Raw genomic sequence first — 21,985 nt, 5'->3', positions numbered from 1 at the left:
AAAAGAGACCTTGTAAGTGTTGTTTTATTTAATATTTGAAAGTGAAATATCCTGCTAGAAGAATTTCAATTCATATTAAATCTGTAAATCAATTGTCCTAAAATTTTCGTACAAATAACTATCGTCTGTAAATGTTTTGTATAAAAGATTCTAATTAATTCTGATAGTTTGTAAAAACGAGTTGTTATTGGTTACCAGAAAGTAATTTTTGTCTTTTAATTTAATTTTTTCCATGTTTTTTACATCTCCGGGAGTAAAGAATCCGCTTTTAACTGCTGAAACCGGAGTAAATGCACCTTTGCCGTTCCCTTTTAAAAACAAACCATGACCTGCATCATTTCTTGGTGTTTCCACTTCAGAATTGAACATATTGCCTGTAATTAAAGCATCAAGGTTGCCATCCTTATCAAAGTCTTCAACCGCTATTTGATTGATACAGCTAATTTGTGCCTGAACAGGTAGTTTATGAATGACAAATTTTCCGTTTCTGTTTTCCAGATAGATACTTGCAAAAGATTTAACTTTATAATGTAAAGCTTCTTTAAGTGATTTTTCGGTATAAACATCCACCAGAGTAGCCTGTGAAAAACTTTCGTAGTCTTTGAATTTTTTCTTGATATTTGGAATTTGTTGAGACGAACAGCCACGTCCACGCACCGGATATTGCTTACCGTCATTGTAATAACTTAACACAATATCTTTGTGTTTGTCATTATCAAAATCTTTTACAAAAATGTCAAAAGTTTCATTAGGAGTAGCCTGGTATTTATAATTCAAACCGTTGTTTCCAACGATATAATCCATGTCGCCATCTTTGTCAAAATCACCTTGCTGAATGCTCCACCACCAGCCGGTAGAATCATCAGTAAGTCCCATGTTTTTGGTAACTTCTCTGAAACCTGATTGGGTATTTTGAAAAACACGGATTGGCATCCATTCACCAACAATAATGATGTCTTCTGATTTGTCATTATTAAAATCAGTAATTACAGCACTTGTTGCCATTCCCAGATTAACAAACTCTTTTGGTGCTTTTTTAGAAAGTTCAAATTTAGGCTGAGTTGAGCTACTCGTGTTATGCAGTAAATACGTTGTGGTTGGTGACGGATATTGGCCGGGAACCTGTCTTCCTAATACTAAAAGATCTTTTTTTCCGTCTTTATCATAATCAATTTGATATACTCTTGAACCGCTGGTGAGCATTGTTGGCAACACTCCTTTTGGCGCTTTGGTAAAATCGCCTTTTCCGTTGTTGAGGTATAATCTGTCTTGTAGTTTTGAATCGTTTATCAAAAATTCGTAACCGCCGCTTACTACATACAAGTCATTATCACCGTCATTGTCTGCATCAAAAATCAATGATCCTGTATCTTCACTGAATTTATCTTCCTCAAGTGCGTGAGATTTTTTTTCTGTAAATCCATTTTGAGTTTGCAAAAATATTTTTCCGGTATAACCTGCAGAACCTCCGATGAAATAATCGTCAAGACCATCCTTATTTAGATCACCAACACAGATAGTGGGTCCGAAGGTAGACATTTTATGAGGGAGCAATACCTGATCTTTAAAATCATCGTATTTGTTTTCTTCATGTTTAAAAACTGGGAATACACCATTTTCTGTTTTAAAAAGAGTGTTTATTGCAATTGGTTTTGCAGTTGTTTCTTCTTTAGCATCCTGCTCTTTAAAGTTTAGCGTTTGATTTGCCTTTACATTATATAACTTTTGCACTTTACCATTAGTCCAGACTACTTTTACCTCGTCGATCGTTTTGTCTTTTGCTAATCCAAAATGCAATTCAGGTGCTACTGATGACTGAAAACCCCTGGTTAAAGTAAGTTCCTGCATCTGGGTTCCTTTTTGTGTTTTGATGTAGACACGGTTCCCCAAACCATAAGTGTTTTTTGAATTTCCTTTGAAATTAATTTTGATGTAATTATTGATTTTAGAACTTGAATTTTCAAAAACCGAAGCATAATCATCGATATTGTTTACCACTAAGTCTAAATCACCATCGTTATCTAAATCGGTGTAAGCTACACCATTTGAAAAGCCTTTGTATTCAATTCCCCATTTTTTATTAACCTGTTCGAAATTTAAGTTTCCTTTATTCTGAAACATAAAATTATCGATTTTCTCAGATGGAATTTCCTGCGATTTTTTAAGCAGGTCCTTAGGCTGTAAATCCAAAGCTTCTAAACTATTAAAGAAATCATTATTATTAATTTCTCTTCGGGTTCCATTACTTACAAATAAGTCCTTATTTCCATCATTGTCAAAATCAGCAAATAAAGGTCCCCAGCTCCAGTCAGTAGATGAAGTTCCTGTAATACGCGATATATTTCCAAAATGTGGTATTCCGTTTTCATTAACTCCTGTATTCAGCTGCATGCAGTTGTGCATGTATTGGTAATTGAAACCGGCATCAATTACATCCCAAAAAAGTTTTGGATTCATGCTGGACATATTTGCTTTTTTACGGCGATTGTCTTTGGCATCCATGTCAACCTGAAAAACATCTAAATTTCCATCGTTGTTAAAATCAGAAATATCAACTCCCATTCCATAAAAAGAATTGTGTGCCATTGCTTGTTTTACAACTTCTTTAAAAGTACCATCCTGATTATTGATATACATAAAATCAGGCGAGTTGAAGTCATTTGAAACGTAGATATCAGGCCAGCTATCATTATTCAAATCACCAATAGTTGCACTTAATGATAAACCATAGTTTTTTACTCCGGCTTCCTGTGTAACATTAGCAAAATGATTGCCGTCATTTCGATATAAATGCCCTGATTCATTGTCTTTGACATGAAGCATCATCTGCACATAATCACCTGTTGCAGAATTGAATTTAGTAGGAGGGTAGTTGGCTACAAATAAATCTAAATCCCCATCTTTGTCATAGTCAAAAAACGTCCCCTGGACACTGTTTCCTATGTCATCAATGCCGTATTCTTTGGCTTTTTCTGTAAATGTGCCATTACCATTATTGATGTATAATTGATTGTTTTTTGGTCCAAATTTTCCACCCACACTGCAGTAGATATCCAGAAACCCATCAGCATTTACATCTGCCATCGTAACTCCTGTGTACCAACGGCTGTCACCTTCAACACCGGCTTTTTTAGTAATATCTTCAAATTTCAGATTTCCTTTGTTTAAATACAGTTTATTGGGTACCTGGTTTCCTGTAAAGTAAATGTCCATAAGACCATCATTATTAATATCTCCTGTGGCAACTCCTCCTCCCATATAAATATAAGTGTATGTAAAATAATTTAGGGAATCGTTTTCTGTTAGATTATTGCTGAAATTAATTCCTGTATCAGCACGATCAAGCGTAGAAAATATTTTTTCATCTGAATCCTTAGTAGAACATCTTACCAACATTAATAAGCTTAACAGGCTAAAAAGAACTATTTTTATTTTTTTATTTTTCATAATAATAAATTTTATTATTGTCTCTGGAATTTCTGAGACTTTATATTTTAATGAATCAGATACAAATTGGGGATTTCGCTCCAGCAGTAGGAAAAACTGTTTTTTTAATATTTATTTTTGAAAAGTTTTTTTCTCCTTCTATAATTTTAATGTATTGATTTGGTTTGATGTTCCTAAATACTTCTTTCTTTTGGTTTTTTGGCCATGTGATTTCGATTTGGTCAATAATTGTTGCCTTTCCCACGCCAATTTCCATTCTTAATGCAGATGCCCCAAAACTTCCACCAGAATTTACAACTCTGTAAACAGATCTTGATACATCGTTTTCTTTGAAACTGACTTTTATCTTTGTTCCAATAGCAGAACGATTGCTTGCGGTACCTTCTAATTTCAATTTTATCCATCGATTGGTATTTTGACCAGGATTGAGGTATAAAGAATTACTGAAAGCATCTCCCGCATAAGCACCTCCAACTTCTATAAAAATATCTGTATCTCCATCATTATCAAGATCATTAAGGGCGACACCATGACCTTTTTGCAAATTTCCTACACGGGCAGAAACAGTTACATCAGCAAATTTCCCATCACCCATATTTCTAAATAATTTATTAGGAATCAGAGATTTATAGTCTGGATTTCCTGTTCCAAGGTACATGTCCAAAAAACCATCATTATCAATATCCCCAAAATTGGAGCCCATTGCAAGCACAGTTTTATTTACTCCTGATACTTTTGAAACATCAGAAAACGTTCCATCATGATTATTACGATATAAATACATTTTGCTGCTATTATTAGGAATATTTAATGCTTCCATTGCAACTTCTCCACCCACAGAACCTTCGTATTGATAGCCACAAACAAAAATATCCTGCCAGCCATCATTATCATAATCCCAAAACCATGTTGGAAAAGTCATTACATTAATTCCTGCTAATCCTGCTTTATCTGTAACGTCGATAAATTGTGGGATACCATTTTTTAATCCTGTATTTTTCAATAATATTTTTCTTTTATTCATTCCGGAAAGAAATAAATCTATGTCACCATCATTATCGTAATCAGCAGATGTTACGCCTTTTATATAACTAATAACATCACATTTTGCCGCTTTGGCAACATTAGTAAATGTTCCGTCCTGATTATTCAAATACAGCTCAGAAGGGAAAACGTCATCATCTGATGACTCGTTACCAATAAATAGGTCCAGATAGCCGTCATTGTTAAAATCATTCCAGGTGCCTGCCTGAGTAGGAAATTCAGAATACAACCCGCTTTTAATCGTTACATCAGTAAAAGTTCCGTCACCATTGTTCCGTAACAATGAGTTAGGCTGTCTTCCGAATTTACGCATCCAGGCACCTCTTAAAACAAAAATATCGGTATCGCCATCATTGTCATAATCAGCTTGTATCATATTAAGCCCTCCTTTGAAACGCCCTATTTCTGATACTTTGGAATGATCAATATATTTTCCTTTTTGATCATTTTGATAATAATGCATTACTCCATCCAGACTCCAGTCAGAAGTTACTATATCTAAATAATTATCATTATTGAAATCATCGATAATGACTCCACCAGACATATTCCTGCTATTTATGCCTACATTTGCGGCAACATCTACAAATGGTTTTATACTATATTCTGAATTATTTTTATCCAGATCAGGTATCAGCCATTTTTTAGGAACATCAGAAGGATACCCGTCTATGGTCATATAAGCAATATTCAGCAGCCATCTCGATTCATAATCAGTAGGATTTATATCCAGTAATTTTTTATAAATTTCAATTGCTTTTTGAGAGCCTTGTCGTATCGTATGAATTCCATTTTTTTGTATTGGGATAATACACGATTCCGGATTATGGTAATTGACGCAATTTTGTTTTTCTGCCAGTCTCATGTAAGCAATTGCTAAAAAATTTAATGACTGGGCGTTATCTCTGCCATCAATTGCTTTTTGTCTTTTGATAGCGTTTTCCATAATTGAAACTGCTTCTGATTCTTTACCGAGTTTTAATAATGCATTTCCTTTATTTAATTCATAATATAATTTTAAATGTCCTTCATAGGAATTTTTTATTATTGAATCAAGATAGAGGATTTCTGCATTTGTAGCAAATGGATTTTTCTTGACATCATACATTCTGTTTCTAGCCTCCAAAATCTTAATCATCTTGTCGTTAGGATTAGAAAAATAGTCACAAGATTCTGCTAAAATAACAGTTGTAAGTAGCAATATGAAATGTTTAATTTTCATAATTAAAATATTTAGATTGGGTTGCTACTTGTCGAATTTTTTATTTCCTATATGAAAATTGTAAAATTTCCAGACTTCATGAGCCACATTTCTGCCCAGTTTAAGTCCTTCAACATTATCTGCCTGAATGTGATAACCTCCCATCAATCTTGAAATCCCAGCCATATTGGCTGTTTCTGTGAATGTTGGAAATTTTAATACTACAGATTTTCCAATGTTATTTGGTTCTGTCATCGAGCCTGGAGTTTCCCATGTTGCAGATTCTCCGAAAGTATCACTTCCGGTCCATAATTTTAATGCTTCACCACAACCACCGCTAATTGTACTGTGTCCTGAAACATAACCCGGAAAAGCAGGGCATAAAAATATATCCGGTGAATAAGGCCTCCAGTCTTGTCCTTTCATTTCTATATTTCCAAAACCAGGACCACCCCAGGCTTTTATATTTTTATCTTTATAATAGTAATGAACTAAGGCATAAGGACGTGCAAAATCATAAAACATTTTCGTGTCCCAACAGGCTATAAAACAATCCATAGCAGTCACCTGATTGTAAAAAAACATTTTTACATCCTGATCTAAAGTATGATGATCACGTCTCGAAACATCCTGGGCAAATTTTAGCCAGTGTCCGGCCTGTTGTACAGATTTTGGTCCATCACGCATAAATTCTACCAGTGCTTTTTGTTCGTTGGTTAAATTATATTGTAAATCAAGTAGTTCTTTAACTTCATTTTTAAGTTGTTCTGAATCTAATGAAGGTGGGGGCACAGCACGAAACTGATCTCCTGATTTTAATCCGACAGGCTTAACTTTGTTCCAGAATGGAGTGGCACAGCCTGGTGCGAACTTACCACCTTTTCCATCTGAAAAATATTTAGGCTGCCAATGAATAACATCGATCATTTCGTCTGGAGAATTGACTGGATTGTAATTTACATAATTAAAATAGGGAGTACCGTTCGAACCATCTTCTTCTCCATATTGATTTGATCCATCATGTTTTCTGGCTTCAATTACAGCTTTTGCAGCTAAATTCCCTATTCCCACTGGAGTTTTAGGATCTAATGATTTATCATTTGGATCCAGCCCTAGTTTAACCATAAAGTCGATAAACAATTGTTTGTCTGAAAAATAATATTCGCATAACGCATTATAAGCAGCGTAGCTAATGGCAATCTCTTTATTTTTTAAAGTCTGTTCATTAGCGGGTCTTCTTTTGGTATCTTTTAAATAGACTGGAATTGCTTTTTGATCGTAACGGCTCCAGGCGTCAAAAACCGCAACAAATGTGAGCCCTAAGTAGCGGGAAGTAACTGTTGGTCTTGGTTTAAATCTGTCAGTATCATTACCTGTGGCAGTGATTGCAATCTGCGACCATTTATAGGCCATATTGTTTTCTCCGGTAGGTTCTTTAATTTCATCTTTAGTTTGAGCCAATAGAGGAATGGTTAAAATACTAAATAATAGTATTTTATATACTAGTTTATGAATTTTCATTTTGGTGGTTTTATATGGTTTTTGATAGTTTTCTTTTCAATTAGTATTAATAATTGAGAATTGATGTTAAACTTCAAATAAACGTTTCAATCTTGAGTAGAGGACTAAGATGGAATTTCAGAACATGATTATAATCAGGTCTGTTTTTATGTTTTTAACATCTGAAATGCTATACCATATCAGGAGGAGGGTAGTTCGTAGTAAAATACCCTGAAAGGAGTTTTCCTTTTGGATTGTAAGAGTTTAAAGTAATAGGGTAAACTAATTTAGTACTATTGGTCGTTAAATTAATTCTGTCATTAGGGATATAATCCTGTATAAAGGATTTCATTAATTTTTTACTTGGATTTTCTTTGTTTGAATCGGTATCAAATATTTGACTGTCTACAATTTTTTTTAAATCATTATTCAACATCTGACGATGAGAATTCTTTAGACAATATAATTTTAAAACGTTGTTTATAATTCTTTTTTTAAAGACATGATAGGTTTTATTTTCTATCACAAAATCTTCATTAGCTTCCTCAAAGCCAGAATCTACAATATAGGCATAAGGATTAATTTTAATTTCAATTACTTCAAAATTGGAGTTATCAGTTTTCTTCATAGCATTCACCCACACTTGCTGTTGTTGTTCAGCAAACATGATATAAAATCCCAAAACATTGTAAAACAACGTTACGATTAAAAAAAGCGATGCAATTTTTTTCATATGAAATAAAAACGTCAGTGTCCTTATATTATTTAATAATTGGTATTCTGTTTTTTGCAATGATTAACCATAGTAATTGGGAGAATAGATATTGTAGGGCTATTTTCTAATGGAATTAAAAATTAAATTTGGTGTGTAAGTTTAAAAATGTATTTAGGCAGATAATTATTATCAGTTTAGTAAATAAACAGCGCATTTAGCATGCGCTGTTTATAAAAACACTAACTCAACCTAACTAACTTAAATCATTTAGTAACCAGGATTATTATCACTTGGTTTTATATTCGGATTAGAAGATGTTTCTCTGTTTGGTATTGGCCATAATTCACTTTTACCAACCTGAAAACCTTTACTTTTTAATAGAGGATCAGTACCTGCAATACCCCATCTTATAAGATCATCAAAACGAACTTGCTCTCCAGCCAATTCTACCTTACGTTCGTGAATAATGGCTTTAAAAACATCATCCTTAGTTGCTGGGATATTAGTTGTTAAACCAGCTCTGTCCCTAACTTCTTTTATATAAGCTATTGCAGCAGTTTGTGAACCTCCTGTTCTTTGGTTTTCACATTCTGCTTTCATAAGCAATACATCTGAATAACGCATAACTTTAAAATTAATACTTGATTGTTGTAATTCGGATGTTCTCTTGTAGTAATTTTGGTATTTTTTCCAGCCTGCTCTTCTACTACCATTACCAAAATTTGCAGCTGTCATAGTACTATTCCCCTTATTATATTTTGATCCAGGAACATAAAAAGTATCCCCGAAACGAAGATCGCCAGGTTCGTATTCATCTAACAAATCATCCGTTGGGCAGACATTGTACCAATCTAAATTTCCATATTCCTGACCTCTAAGTGTCGATTCAGCTTTTCCTTCCCCAGAAGTATCACTACCCCATTTGTCACCTACTCCTAAAGCTTCATCATATTCAATCTCAAAAATAGATTCTGGGCCATGCTCTGTTTCATCCATAAAATTATTATAGAACTGACCTTTTGGTTCTAGTGTAAATCCAGTAACTTTATTAAAAGCTGCTAAAGCCTCATCATATTTCTTTTGATACAAAAGTACTTTTCCTAAATAAGCATAGGCTGCTTCTTTAGTAGCTCTCCCTTTTTCTTCAACGTCTTTACTTAATAAGTTTTTTGAAGCAAAGTCAAGATCTTCTTCAATTAATTTATAAACTTCAGCTTTCGGACTTCTTGCTTTAGGAACAAGGGTTTGTTCTGTATAAATTGGTAAATCACCAAAACGAGGTACTAGTAAAAAATAATAATAGGCTCTCAAGAAATGAGCTTCTGCTAAAAATTTTTTCTTTTTTTCTTCAGATATAATTGAAGTTTGTAAAGCATTAATTTTTTCTTCATTATCCAACACAAAATTGGCTTTCGCTATTCCTAAATAGCAGGTATCCCAATAGTATTGAATAATATCACTACTTGCATCAAAACTAAAATTTCCAAATGGTTTTTTATTACCTTCCAGTCCACCATTTCCTTGATTTTCTCCGGACATAAGGTCTAAAGCAAAGAAGATATGTCTTGCGTAAAGTCCTCTCGTTTGTAAATTAGCATATGCTGCATTTACAGAAGACTGTATCTGGCCTTCTGTTTTAAAGAAAGTTTCAGGTAGTAGTGCATTTGGATTAGATAATTCCAAATCTTTAGTGTCGCATGAATTTATTGCAAAAATTGCAGATAATACTACAACTGTATATTTTATTTTTCTCATTATTTTAATATTAAAATGAAACATCAAAGCCAAAAATTACTGATTTAGGTTGTGGATATCTTCCTAAATCTATCCCGGCAGAATTTGCATTGCCATCAGTACGTGTTATTTCAGGATCTAAACCAGAATAATTCGTAATAGTAACCAAATTTTGTCCACTTACATAAAATCGTATTTTTGAAAAATACTTACTAAATGCATCTCCGGAGAATGTATATCCTATAGTTACGTTTTTTAATCGTGTATATGAACCATCTTCAATATATCTCGTACTTGATGACCCTGCATTTTGACTTACACCCACAGCTTTTGGAAGTGTTGCTGATGGATTTGATACTACTCCACCTGTAAGGGCTCCGGGACCTCCACTACTATTAACAGTACCGCCGGTAATAATTGATCTATTTAAAACATCAGTACTTGCTCCAAACAGACGATCCATACTCTCTAAGTCAAATTTATTTGCATTAAAAATATCATTTCCGTGAACTCCTGATATGAAACAGTTGAAATCAAAATTTTTATAAGCAGCAGTAAGATTCAAACCGTATGTGAAGTCTGGATACGGATTTCCAATATCTGTTTTATCACTTGAGTTAATTACTTTATCACCATTACGATCAACAAATCGAATGTCACCCGGTTGTACAGCAGTCTGAGTGCTACCAAGAGCAGCAGTTACTTCTGCCTGGTTTTGATAAATTCCATTAGTTTGATACCCATAAAAATAGAATAATGGTTTACCTACTTCCAATCTTGAAAAATTCTCTAAACCAGCGCGAGGTACAGGGCCGCCTAAAACACTTGTAACTCCCGGAGCTAAAGCCGTTACTTCATTTTTACTAGTCCCAAGATTTGCTATTGCTGACCAGGTAAAATCACCTTGTCTGTCATTGTAACCTAATGAAACTTCAAAACCTGATACTTTTACATCGGCAATATTTTGTATTTGAGTTCCGCCTTGAGCACCAAGAGAAGTAGCTAATGGTACGGCAAAAAGAATATCACTACTTTTGTTGTTGAAATATTCGACTGATCCCGTAAATTTTTCATCAAATAAACCAAAATCCAAACCTATATTTCTGTCGTTTTTGGATTCCCATTGTAAATTTGGATTAGGAGCAGCACCTGCAGTTGTTCCTAAAGCAGCAGATCCAGCAATTGGGTATGTGTAATTTGTATTTAGTGCTGAGGCATATCTGTAATCTTCAATTTTATCATTACCCGTCGTACCAACAGTTCCTCTAAGCTTTAAAGTACTAAAAATAGATTCTGCCATAAAACTTTCTTTTGCTATATTCCAACCTACAGCTACAGAATAAAAATTACCGAAGCGCTTATTGGCTCCAAAACGAGAAGAACCATCTCGTCGTCCAGAAACAGCAAATAAATACTTTTCATTATAGTCATAGTTGATACGAGCAACATATCCTAAGTTATTAGTTTCATAATTAGCCGATGTTAAAGTTGGATCGGTAATGCTCAATTGGTCAATGTCGTTAGAAATATAATTACGGCTGCCAGCTGTAACATTGCGATTCTTACTCTCAATTTTAGTTATAACACCTAATACTTCAAAATTATGTTTCTCTGCAATAGTAGTTTTATAAGTTAAACTATTATCAAAAACTATGGTTTGACCTTGAGTATTAATTTCTGCAGTTGAAGAATAGTTTTGAAAATTTGTACCTTCATAAAAACCTGGTATAAACGTATGATCTCTATTTTGATAATAATCTAAAGAAACTTGAGATCTGAACTTCAGGCCTTTGTAAATTTCTAATTCTGCAAATATGTTTCCTATTATAGAAGTTCCAATGATTTCCTGATATCCGTTATTTGCAACACGTACAGGGTTTTCTGCATCATTTGTTCCGTCGATATCTTTAATTACACCCTCATATCCACCTGTATTATTAGCATTGTATACAGGGATATAGGGAGCCATTTTGATTGCATGCTCTAATAATGTTCTACCTCCTGAAGCACGTTCTGGATTTGTTTTGTTAAAAGACACCCCAATACTGCTTCCTATAGTTAATTTACCAATGTTTTGGGTGTTATTTGACCTGAATGAATAACGTTCAAATCCTGTTCCAATAATAGATCCTTCTTGCTTTAAATATCCTGCAGAATAACGGCTTGTAGAATTTTCTGTTCCATTTGAAAAACTCAAATTGTAATCCTGCATCAGACCGGTCTGAAAAATTTCGTCCTGCCAATTTGTATTTACATTACCAAATTGAGCAGCCCTTGCCGCTAGATCCTGATTAAAAGCTTCTTTAGCATACTTAAGATATTGTTGCGTATTTAGAACATCATATCGCTTGGTAACTGCTTGAAAACCTACATACGAACTAAAATTCAGCTGACCTGGACCTTTTTTCCCTTTTTTAGTAGTTACCATAATTACTCCATTAAAAGCTTTTGAACCATATAAAGCAGTAGTAGAAGCATCTTTTAGTACAGACATGGATTCAATATCACTTGGATTTAATCCTGATAAGTTACCCACTAAAACTCCATCAACTACATATAAAGGAGAATCATTATTCATTGTTGCAATACCACGAATGTTAACAGTTGGGCTTGAACCTGGAGCACCATTTACGACAGTAACACCGGCTGCTCTACCTTGCAAAGCAGACTCAGCATTAGTAATGGGTACTGCCACAATATCTTTTGAGTTAACCGTTGAAACAGCTCCGGTAACTTTAGTTCTCTTTTGAGTACCATAGGCCACAACAACTTCATTTAAGGTTTGTGCAGCTTCTGCTAATTTGATATTAATAATAGTCTGCTCTCCAACAGTCACTGTTTGAGAAGTTAATCCAACGTAGGAAAATGTTATTTTGTCTGTCGCACTAACTCCTTGTAATGCGTAGTTACCATCAAAATCAGTTGATGCACTATTTTTGGATCCTTGTACATTAATACTGGCACCAGGCAATGGAACCCCGGAAGGATCCGTAACGACACCTTTTATCGTTTTAGTTTGTGCCATCACATTCTGAGTGCTAACTATAAGCAATGCGATTATTGCAAATTTCAATTTTAACATCATAGTTAATTGGTTTTTTGTTTAGTTAAATAATTGTTCGGTTGTAAAATTTGTTATTCTATTGAATTCTATTTTCTGTTCTTTAAAATTTTAGAAATAGTAAATAATATGTTTTCTCAATTTATATTTTCAAATCATATTTTTATTGTTCGATTTTTTATTTAAAATGGTATTCAATAAATAATTGGTTTTCATTTCATGCTTTAAGTTTGTTTTTAATTGTTAGTAATTATTTTTAGTTATTTGATAATTGTTAAACCCAAAAATATCACGTTAACATAAATTTCACATATCACAAATGATGCAAAAACTATCAAATTTGTAGCATAAGATGTACAAAACCAGTAAAATCAACATTTAGAGATAGTTTCAGGTAAAGAAATGTAACTTAGAAATTATTAATATTTTTATATTATTTTTTTAGTATCAGAAAAAATAAAAGATATTTTTTTTGTATTTGATAATGCTGAAAAATTAAAATGTAAGAGAAAAATTAGAAAAAGAATGAATTTATATTAGGTAGGAATGACTAGAATGATTTAGTTAAAAAAATTAGATAATAGAATACTCTACACAAAAAAGCTGTCCTTTTGAGACAGCCACTTTTTAAATGTTTTAATTTTTATTGTTTGTTATTATGTGTTGGTAGATATCCGTATTTTTCTTTATAGCATTTTGTGAAATAGGAAGGAGAACTAAAGCCAACCTTGTAACTAATCTCAGTTATATTATCATTGCCCAGTTCTATTAGTTCTTTTGCTTTTTCTAAACGAACGTTTCGTATAAATTCATTTACGGATACACCCGTTAGCGTTTTAATTTTTCGATACAACTGACTTCTGCTCAAAAATACTTTCGAAGCCAAAACTTCAACGCTTAGCTCGGGTTCACTAATGTTTTCATTAATGTAATTCAGGGTATTTTTTATAAATTCATTATCTAAGGTGGTTGTTTTTTCTTTTGCTTTTGGCGTAATTCCATTGTAGAATTTGTTAAACATAATCTGCCTGCTGTTGATTAACTGTACCAGACTTGACCTCAAAATGTCCATGTCAAAGGGTTTACTCAGGTACATATCTGCGCCAGAATCAATACCTTCTAATTTGTCTTTAATCAAGGCTTTAGCAGATAGCATCATTAATGGAATATGACTGATTTTTAAATTGGACTTAATATTTTTGCATAATTCCAAGCCGCTCATTACAGGCATAATTACATCTGTTAAAATTAAGTCGGGCAATTTTTGCAAAGCTAAGTCCAAACCAACCTGACCATTTTCAGCGACTAAAACTTTATATTCTTTTTTGAGTTCGTTTTTTAAATAATTTCGAAGTTCTACATTGTCTTCAACAATCAAAATCGTGTAAATTCGATCTTGTTTTTCCTGATCATCTTGTAGTTCCTCCTCTGTTTTTTCAATTACTGGTGTATAGCTTATTCTTTTTTCTTTTTTATATTCCTCTAATGATATTTCGTTCTCATTAAAAAAATCTTTTCCAACAGGAAATATTAGCTTGAAAGTTGTGCCAACTCCCAATTCACTTTCGACTTCAATTATTCCTTTATGTAGTTCTACAAATCCGCGTACAACTTCTAATCCTATTCCGGTACTTCCATAATAAGCCTTGTTTAAGTTGTTGACCTGATAAAAACGGTCAAATATTTTCTTAATATCTTTTTTGTCAAGTCCCGCGCCGTTATCTTCCACAATAATTTCAAATGAAGGATAAGCGTCGGTGGAATTGATCATCGGAAAATTTATAAATTTCTCATTCACCACTATTTTTACCTTTATTTTTCCATTATCGGGAGTAACTTTAAAAGCATTTGAGACTACATTAAAAATAATTTTCTCGAACATTTTAGGGTCTATCCAGTCTTTTAAAGATGTTTTGTTTGACTCAAACTGCAGATGAATACCCCTGCTGGATGCTTCTTCATCAAAGTAACTGACGATTTCTTTTGTAAAACTTATAACCTCAATAAACTGTAGTTTAATGGTCATTTGGTTAAACTGCAATTGGTTGAAATCCATTAACTCATTAATTAATCTGGAAAGCCTGTCTGAACTTTTCTGAATAGTTTTCAATTTACTGACCACTCCTTCAGGTAATTCTGTACTGTTATTTTTTATTATATCTCCTAATGGATTTAAAATTAAAGTAAGCGGAGTCCTGAACTCATGTGATATATTGGTAAAGAATTGTAATTTTTTATTATTTAATTTTTCAATTTGAATCGCTTTTTTCTGTTCAAACTCTATCATTTGTTTTTGTTTAAAACGATTTTGATAGTATTGATTTGCAAAATGGACTGCAGCGAATAATAATAAGGAATAAAAAAGGTAAGCAAAAGATGTTTTCCACCATGGTGGTAAAATTTCGATTTTTAATTCTAATGGTTTGGTATTCCAAACTCCATTTTTTTCTGATGCTTTAACCTTAAAAACATAATTGCCCGGTGCTAAGTTAGTGTAAGTGGCAGAACGTTTACTGCCAACATAATTCCATGAATCTTCAAATCCTTCTAAATAATAAGCAAATTCATTTCTGGCAGGAAAAGAATAATTAATTGCAATGAAATCAATTGTAAATACAGACTGATCATGCTTAAGGATTATTTTTTTTGTTTCTGATAATACTTTAATCAGAGGTGAATTTTTTTCGAGTGGCGCTACTGACTTGTTAAAAAGTTTTAAATCAGTCAGGTAAATTGGAAGCTGTTTTTTGCTTCTGACTAAACTTTCAGGGTCAAAGTAATTTACGCCTTCGTAGCTTCCAAAATAAAGCAGTCCATTTTTATCTTTTAGTACAGAATTATTATTAAAGTCGTTTCCAAGCAATCCATCATATGTAGAATAATTGAGTGAAATTTTGTTTTTTAAATCAAGTTTGGTAATTCCTTTTTTCCCACTTATCCAAATAGATCCGTCATTCGATTCAGAAATGGATGAAATAGATTTTTCATGTAGCCCCTTGAAATTAATATACCATTTTAATACATCTGTTTTTTTATTGTAGCTAAATAGTCCGGCACCATCAGTACCAATCCAGATTTCTTTGTTGCTGGCTTGATATAAGGTGTTGATGGTATGTGTACTTTTATGATTTTTAAGCTTTTCAGACATTTTATTCCGAAAAGAAGTTACTGAAAAAGTGACAAAATCATCCGTATTAACTTTGTAGAGACCTGTTGTTGAACCCACCCAAACAGCATTGTCAGAATCAGCAATCACTTTTCTGATATCTAAATTAGTCAGCCCATTTGTGTAAAATGGTTTAGAGTCACAATGGTGAAATTTGCCATCTGATGGCGTATAATAATGGAGCCCTTTCGCAAAAGTACCTATCCAGATAACACCTCTGGAATCCTGAGCAATACTCATAATATTGTCTGAAGTCAAACCAGGAGTATTTTTTGTATTGTAATTAATAAAATTTCGGCTGCCTTTCTTTAAAACAAAAATGCCCTCATTCCAGCTTGATAACCAAATGTCCTGATTTTTATCTATAAATACATTTGTGATATTGTCATTGGTTAATCCGGAATACAGGCTGGTATCAGATTTTGTAATATGTCTAAAAAGTTTAGTTTTCGGATTATAAACATCAACACCGCCGCCTTCCATAGAAATCCATAACTGGCCTTCACTATCCTTTGCGATACCGGTCACACAACTGGTTTGTAATGATTGAGGATTTCCCGGGAGACTTTCTATAATATTTACTTTGCTGTTTATCTTATCAAAAACGCCAAGGCCTTTGTTGTAATAACCCAGCCAAATTCTTTTTTCTTTATCCAAAAATAATGACCAGACTGAGTTTGAGCTTAAACTGCGGCTATTGAATTTGCTGTTGACATATTTTTTCTGGATATCGCCCTTATCATCTACAATAATTAGCCCATCGTTTTCTGTGGCACACAAAATAGTTTTAGGGTCTGTTGCCAGTATAGACATAATTCTTTTCGTGGTTATGGGATACAATATAGCTTGTTTGGTCTTCTGATTTAAGTCTACTTTTACCAGCCCTTTATAACCATTACCAATCCATAAATTTTGTTTACTGTCAATGCACATCGATACTAAAGTCCCTTTAAGCAGTTGATCGGCATAGTTGATTTTAACTTTTTTGATTTTATTTCTTATTGGATCAACTACTTTCAGACCAAAATTAGTTCCTAAATAGATTGTACCATTTTTATCTTTTGCAAGACAATTAATAAGGCAATTTTCTGAATTTGGGATGTCCAGTTTTATTGAAGTAATTTTTCGGGTATTTGTATTTAGTTTTAATAGGCCGCCATTAAATGTTCCCAAAAAAAGATTTCCATTATTATCTTCTACAATACTTTTAACAGAAATTACCGTTTTGTTTCTGGTTTTCTTTTGAATTTCAATATTTTCAAAAGTATTCAAATTTCTGTTATACAGGCATAAACCTTCGTCTGTACCTGCCCACAATCGGTTGTGTTTATCTACGTAAACAACATAAATTAAATTGCTATTAATAGAATTGGTTATTTTAGAGTTTTGCTCGTAAGCTACATAGTTAACCCCATCGAATTTGTATAGACCAGCTCCGTTTGTGCCAATCCAGATAACTCCAGACTGATCCTGTGCAATGGTGTAAATGCCGCTCTTGGAAGTTTCTTTACTTACGAGTCTAAACTGGTAGTTTTCAAATGTATTTTGAGAAAACAAACAATGAATTGTAAAGAATAAGATGACACAGATTCTAAAACATTTTTGTGGAAGCATTTATATTATGATTAATGAAATTAGAATTAAATATATACTATTTTAATTGAAAACCAACTATTTGTTTTTTTTAGGATTCAATTTTAGTACTATTTTAAAGATATTTTTAGGTGTGTTTTTTATCATAATGAATAAGAATCAGTCTAAATAACCTGAATTTTTTATGTTATCCAAAACCATATTACTTCTCTCTTCTTTCTCTTAAATCATTTTCAATTTCAATTTCCATGTCTTTATCAATTACATAAAAGCATAATAAAACAGCACTTATAATAAATATAAAACCAGGATAGATACTTATTGATAATTTAATTCCTTCAAGCGCTGCTGATACCTGATGAACTTCTTCTGCTACATAACCATATTTGGATAAAAAAGCGGCTCCCAAAGCACCTCCAATACTTATTCCTATCTTTAATCCGAAAATCATTGCCGAAAAAATTGTTGCTGTTGCTCTTCGGTTATTTTTCCATTCGCTATAATCCGCTACATCAGCGATCATTGCCCATAATAACGGAATGGTTATGCCATAAATAAATCCATGTATTAATTGCGTAACAAAAACCATTGTAATAGCTGTTTTGCTGTAAAAATTAAAAAGCAATAAGCTTATAGCTGATAAAAATATGAAGGTGATGTAAATATTTCTTTTTCCAAATGCATTTGCAAGGGATTTTGAAAACATAATTCCAAAAATCATAAAAAGAATTCCACCAGCATTAAAAAGACTAAAGGCAGTAGTAGGAACATCTTTTGGCCACTGAAGATCTGTTAATCCAATTCCAGTTAGCAAGTTATTCACCGAACCAATAAATGAAGTAAAGCCAATATCCTTTAAAAAAAGAGTTTGTGCAGCAGGATCTAAATAATATTTAAAGTAAAAAACATACATTCCGCCCTTTAAGGACAAGGTTATAAAAACCAAAATAGTAACTAATACCATAACAATCCAGGGACCGTTTTTAGATAAATCTATAAAATCCTGCTTAACAGAAGATTCCTGATTTTTTTTAGGAACGATTCTTTCTTTCGTGGTGAAGAAAGTAATCAGTAAACAAATTACCCCCACAATAGCAAATAATAGCATTGTATTTTTAAAACCAACAGCTTTATCACCGTGCCCAAGAATTAAAACCAGTGGTAATAAAAGCGACTGAATTATAAATTGAGCGATCATTACAGCTACAAAACGATAGGAAGAGAGACTGTTTCTTTCTTTCATATCGCCTGTCAACACACCGCTTAAAGCAACATACGGTAAATTGTTTGCGGCATAAATTAACACTAAAAAAAAGTAAGTAAGGAATGTATAGGCTATTTTGCCTCTGAGCCCAAAATCAGGAGTTAGAAAAGACAGGACTGAAGCAATGCCAAAAGGGAATGCAGTCCATAATATCCAGGGCCTGAATTTCCCCCATTTCGTTTTAGTACGGTCAGCAATAATTCCCATAATGATATTGAAAAAAGCACCTATAAAACCACCAATAAAAATAATAACACTTGCTGTACCGGCTGGAATTTTATAAACATCTGTGTAAAAGAAAGCCAGAAAGGTCAATAATGTCTGAAAAATTAAATTTGCTGCAAAATCACCTAAACCATAACCTATTTTTTCTATTACTGAAAGTTTTTGTGATGTGTTATTCATATAAGATGCTGTTTTTTATTGGGATCTATACCAATTTGAAAAATATTATTTAAATAAATTTTATCAGAATGAACATGTTTTTTATTCATTTTTGATGAAAACGAATCGGTAAAAATAGCTTGAAAGTTGAAATATGATTGTCAATTTTGAAGCGTTTAATAGCATATTTGAAGCATAATTTGATAACATTGAATCTATTAAATATAAATTGTTATTTTAGCTTCTTAGTTAAAAACATACCCTCATTTTCATATAATTAATCACTTGTTTTATTCAATTTATATGCGTTTTTTATCCCTTTTATTAATCATTTCATGTCTTATTATAAGCTGTAATAACAAACAGAATAATCAGGAAAATCATAAATATACCAATGACCTGGTTGATGAAACGAGTCCGTATCTTTTACAGCATGCACATAATCCGGTAGATTGGAAAGCATGGAATAATGAAACCCTTGAAAAAGCAAAGAAAGAAAACAAACTCATTATTATTTCTGTAGGTTATTCGGCATGTCATTGGTGTCATGTGATGGAAGAAGAGAGTTTTGAAAACGAAGCTGTAGCGAAATTAATGAACGATAATTTTATCAGTATAAAAGTAGACAGGGAGGAGCGTCCTGATATTGACCAAATCTACATGAATGCAGTACAATTGATGACAGGAAAAGGTGGTTGGCCATTAAACTGTATTGCACTTCCTGATGGTCGTCCTATTTTTGGAGGTACCTATTTTACAAAAGAGGAGTGGACTAAAGCGCTGACTGAAATCTCTGATTTATATAGAAACAATCCCCAAAAAACTATTGAATACGCAGATAAATTAGTAAAGGGAATTAAGGAATTACAATTAATTAAAGTCAATAACGATGAAGCCAATTTTAAAAAATTAGATGTTTTTACAACTGTAAAATCATGGCAGAAGGATTTGGATTATAAAGAGGGAGGATTAGTTGGTGAAACGAAATTTCCAATGCCGGGTACATTAAATTTTTTGCTTCGGTACAGTATTCAGAATACTGATAAATCGATTCAAAAATATGTAGAAACGACACTTACCAAAATGGCTGACGGAGGAATTTATGATGCGATTGGTGGAGGCTTTTCAAGATATTCAGTAGATACAAAATGGCATATTCCTCATTTTGAAAAAATGCTGTATGATAATGCACAGTTAGTAAGTTTATACTCTGATGCATATCTGGTTACCAAAAAGGAGTCATATAAAAAAGCAGTTCATGAAACACTGGATTTTGTAGAGAGGGAGCTTATGGCTTCTAACGGCGCTTTTTATTCTTCTTTAGATGCAGACAGTAAAAATAAGGAAGGAAAATTAGAAGAAGGGGCGTATTATATCTGGACCAAAGAGGAGTTACAGTCTTTATTAAAATCGGATTATGCTCTTTTTCAAAAATATTTTAATATTAATGAAAACGGATTATGGGAAAATCAGCAATATGTTTTGTTTAAAAATCAATCAGATAAAGATTTTGCGATAAGCAATAAATTGAATCTGAAAGAACTGGAAGCCAAAGTAAAAAACTGGAAGCAAATAGTATTAACAGCCAGAAACAAAAGATCCCGGCCTCATTTAGACAATAAAACCCTTACTTCCTGGAATGCTTTAATGATAAAAGGTTATGTTAGTGCTTATCGTGCATTCAAAAATCCGCACTACAAGCAAATCGCATTAAAAAACGCCAGTTTTATTGTAAATAACCAGCTTAAAAAAGATGGAAGTTTAAATCACAGTTATAAAGAGGGAAAAAGTACTATCGCTGGTTTTTCTGAAGATTATGCCACAGTTGCAGATGCATTTATTGCAATTTATCAGATTACATTAGATGAACAATGGTTACGCAAAGCCAGGCAATTAACAGATTATGCGATGAAACACTTTTGGGATGAAAAATCAAATATGTTTTATTTTACATCTGGCAGTTCGGCAAATCTAATTGCCAGGAAGATGGAAATTGCTGACAATGTGATTCCAGGATCAAATTCAATTTTTGCAAATAATCTATTTCGCCTGGGGCTTTATTATTCTAATGATGTATATGCCAAAACAGCTGAAAGAATGCTAAATAATATAAAAGATGATGTATTGCAGTCACCAGGAGAATATTATAACTGGTTAAATTTAATGCTGAATTATACTGATAATTATTTTGAAGTTGCCATTTCTGGAAAAGAGGCAATTGCTAAAACAATTCAACTTCAAAGTTACTATTTGCCTAACATTCTTATAGCTGGCTCAACAAAAGAAAGTACTCTCCCAATTTTAAAGGATCGTTTTGTAAATAATGAAACCTATATCTACGTTTGTGTAAATAAAGCTTGCAAAAAACCCGAAAAAGAGGTCAGTACAGCTGTTTCTAAAATAAAAAATAGTTTATAAGGATTTAGTATCTATAATGAACAATGTTGATAATGAATATTGTGTTTTTTTAACTATATAAATACACACAATGTTTTTTACCTGTTTTATTTATTTAAAATTAACAATAAAAATAAAAAACAACCGATTGTTTTATTAAATATTTTTATATATTTGTAATAAATACACTTATTGTCTACGGTGATTTATTTTTTACTCTACAGAGATTATTTTTTTTAAGTTGCTCAGAATAGCATGATAAAGGAAATTTGTGTGTCATTGATAAGAATTTGCATGTAGTTTAAAGAGAATACATCTTTTATTAGTAGTCTCTAATTAATATAATTGATTGCGAGAAATAAGTAAAATTATTTTGAGCAGGATTTAAAAGTTTAATATTTGGTTATATTCCTAGTTGTATAGATAGTTTATAACTAATGTTAGTTAGTGTTAGTTTTTTAAATTAAAGCCGGAAGTTC

The 21,985-nt window shown here is 32.5% G+C and carries 9 protein-coding genes; 1 reads left to right on the top strand and 8 read right to left on the bottom strand.

Annotated elements, in window-relative coordinates; all coding sequences use genetic code 11:
* Positions 1-150 precede the first annotated feature (150 nt).
* The 8 genes from K8B81_RS07610 to K8B81_RS07575 form a co-directional block, all read right to left on the bottom strand.
* Complete coding sequence (locus tag K8B81_RS07610; RefSeq protein WP_223680530.1) at positions 151-3,447, bottom strand: VCBS repeat-containing protein; 3,297 nt, start codon at positions 3,445-3,447, stop codon at positions 151-153.
* Positions 3,448-3,502: 55 nt separating this feature from the next.
* Positions 3,503-5,713, bottom strand: coding sequence for an FG-GAP-like repeat-containing protein (locus tag K8B81_RS07605; protein WP_223680528.1), 2,211 nt, complete (start codon positions 5,711-5,713; stop codon positions 3,503-3,505).
* A gap of 24 nt (positions 5,714-5,737) precedes the next feature.
* Positions 5,738-7,213, bottom strand: coding sequence for a vanadium-dependent haloperoxidase (locus K8B81_RS07600; RefSeq protein ID WP_223680526.1), 1,476 nt, complete (start codon positions 7,211-7,213; stop codon positions 5,738-5,740).
* A gap of 169 nt (positions 7,214-7,382) precedes the next feature.
* The gene (locus K8B81_RS07595) at positions 7,383-7,925 is read right to left on the bottom strand and encodes a hypothetical protein (RefSeq protein WP_223680524.1); all 543 of its coding nucleotides are present in this window, start codon (positions 7,923-7,925) and stop codon (positions 7,383-7,385) included.
* A 249-nt stretch (positions 7,926-8,174) separates the two neighbouring features.
* On the bottom strand, positions 8,175-9,662 hold the full coding sequence (locus K8B81_RS07590) for a RagB/SusD family nutrient uptake outer membrane protein (protein ID WP_223680522.1): 1,488 nt from the start codon (positions 9,660-9,662) through the stop codon (positions 8,175-8,177).
* Positions 9,663-9,672: 10 nt separating this feature from the next.
* The gene (locus K8B81_RS07585) at positions 9,673-12,723 is read right to left on the bottom strand and encodes a SusC/RagA family TonB-linked outer membrane protein (RefSeq protein WP_223680627.1); all 3,051 of its coding nucleotides are present in this window, start codon (positions 12,721-12,723) and stop codon (positions 9,673-9,675) included.
* A 622-nt stretch (positions 12,724-13,345) separates the two neighbouring features.
* Positions 13,346-17,482: a hybrid sensor histidine kinase/response regulator transcription factor gene (locus K8B81_RS07580; RefSeq protein WP_223680520.1), complete on the bottom strand. Its 4,137-nt coding sequence runs from the start codon at positions 17,480-17,482 to the stop codon at positions 13,346-13,348.
* Positions 17,483-17,663: 181 nt separating this feature from the next.
* Positions 17,664-19,130, bottom strand: a complete 1,467-nt coding sequence (locus tag K8B81_RS07575; protein ID WP_223680517.1) for an MFS transporter — start codon at positions 19,128-19,130, stop codon at positions 17,664-17,666.
* A gap of 282 nt (positions 19,131-19,412) precedes the next feature.
* Between K8B81_RS07575 and K8B81_RS07570 the strand changes: the two genes are divergently transcribed.
* Positions 19,413-21,527, top strand: coding sequence for a thioredoxin domain-containing protein (locus K8B81_RS07570; protein ID WP_223680515.1), 2,115 nt, complete (start codon positions 19,413-19,415; stop codon positions 21,525-21,527).
* The last annotated feature ends 458 nt before the right edge of the window (positions 21,528-21,985 follow it).

It is taken from the genome of Flavobacterium hibisci (genome assembly GCF_020026925.1).
Lineage (GTDB): Bacteria > Bacteroidota > Bacteroidia > Flavobacteriales > Flavobacteriaceae > Flavobacterium > Flavobacterium hibisci.
This window is presented reverse-complemented; position numbering and strand designations above follow the sequence as displayed.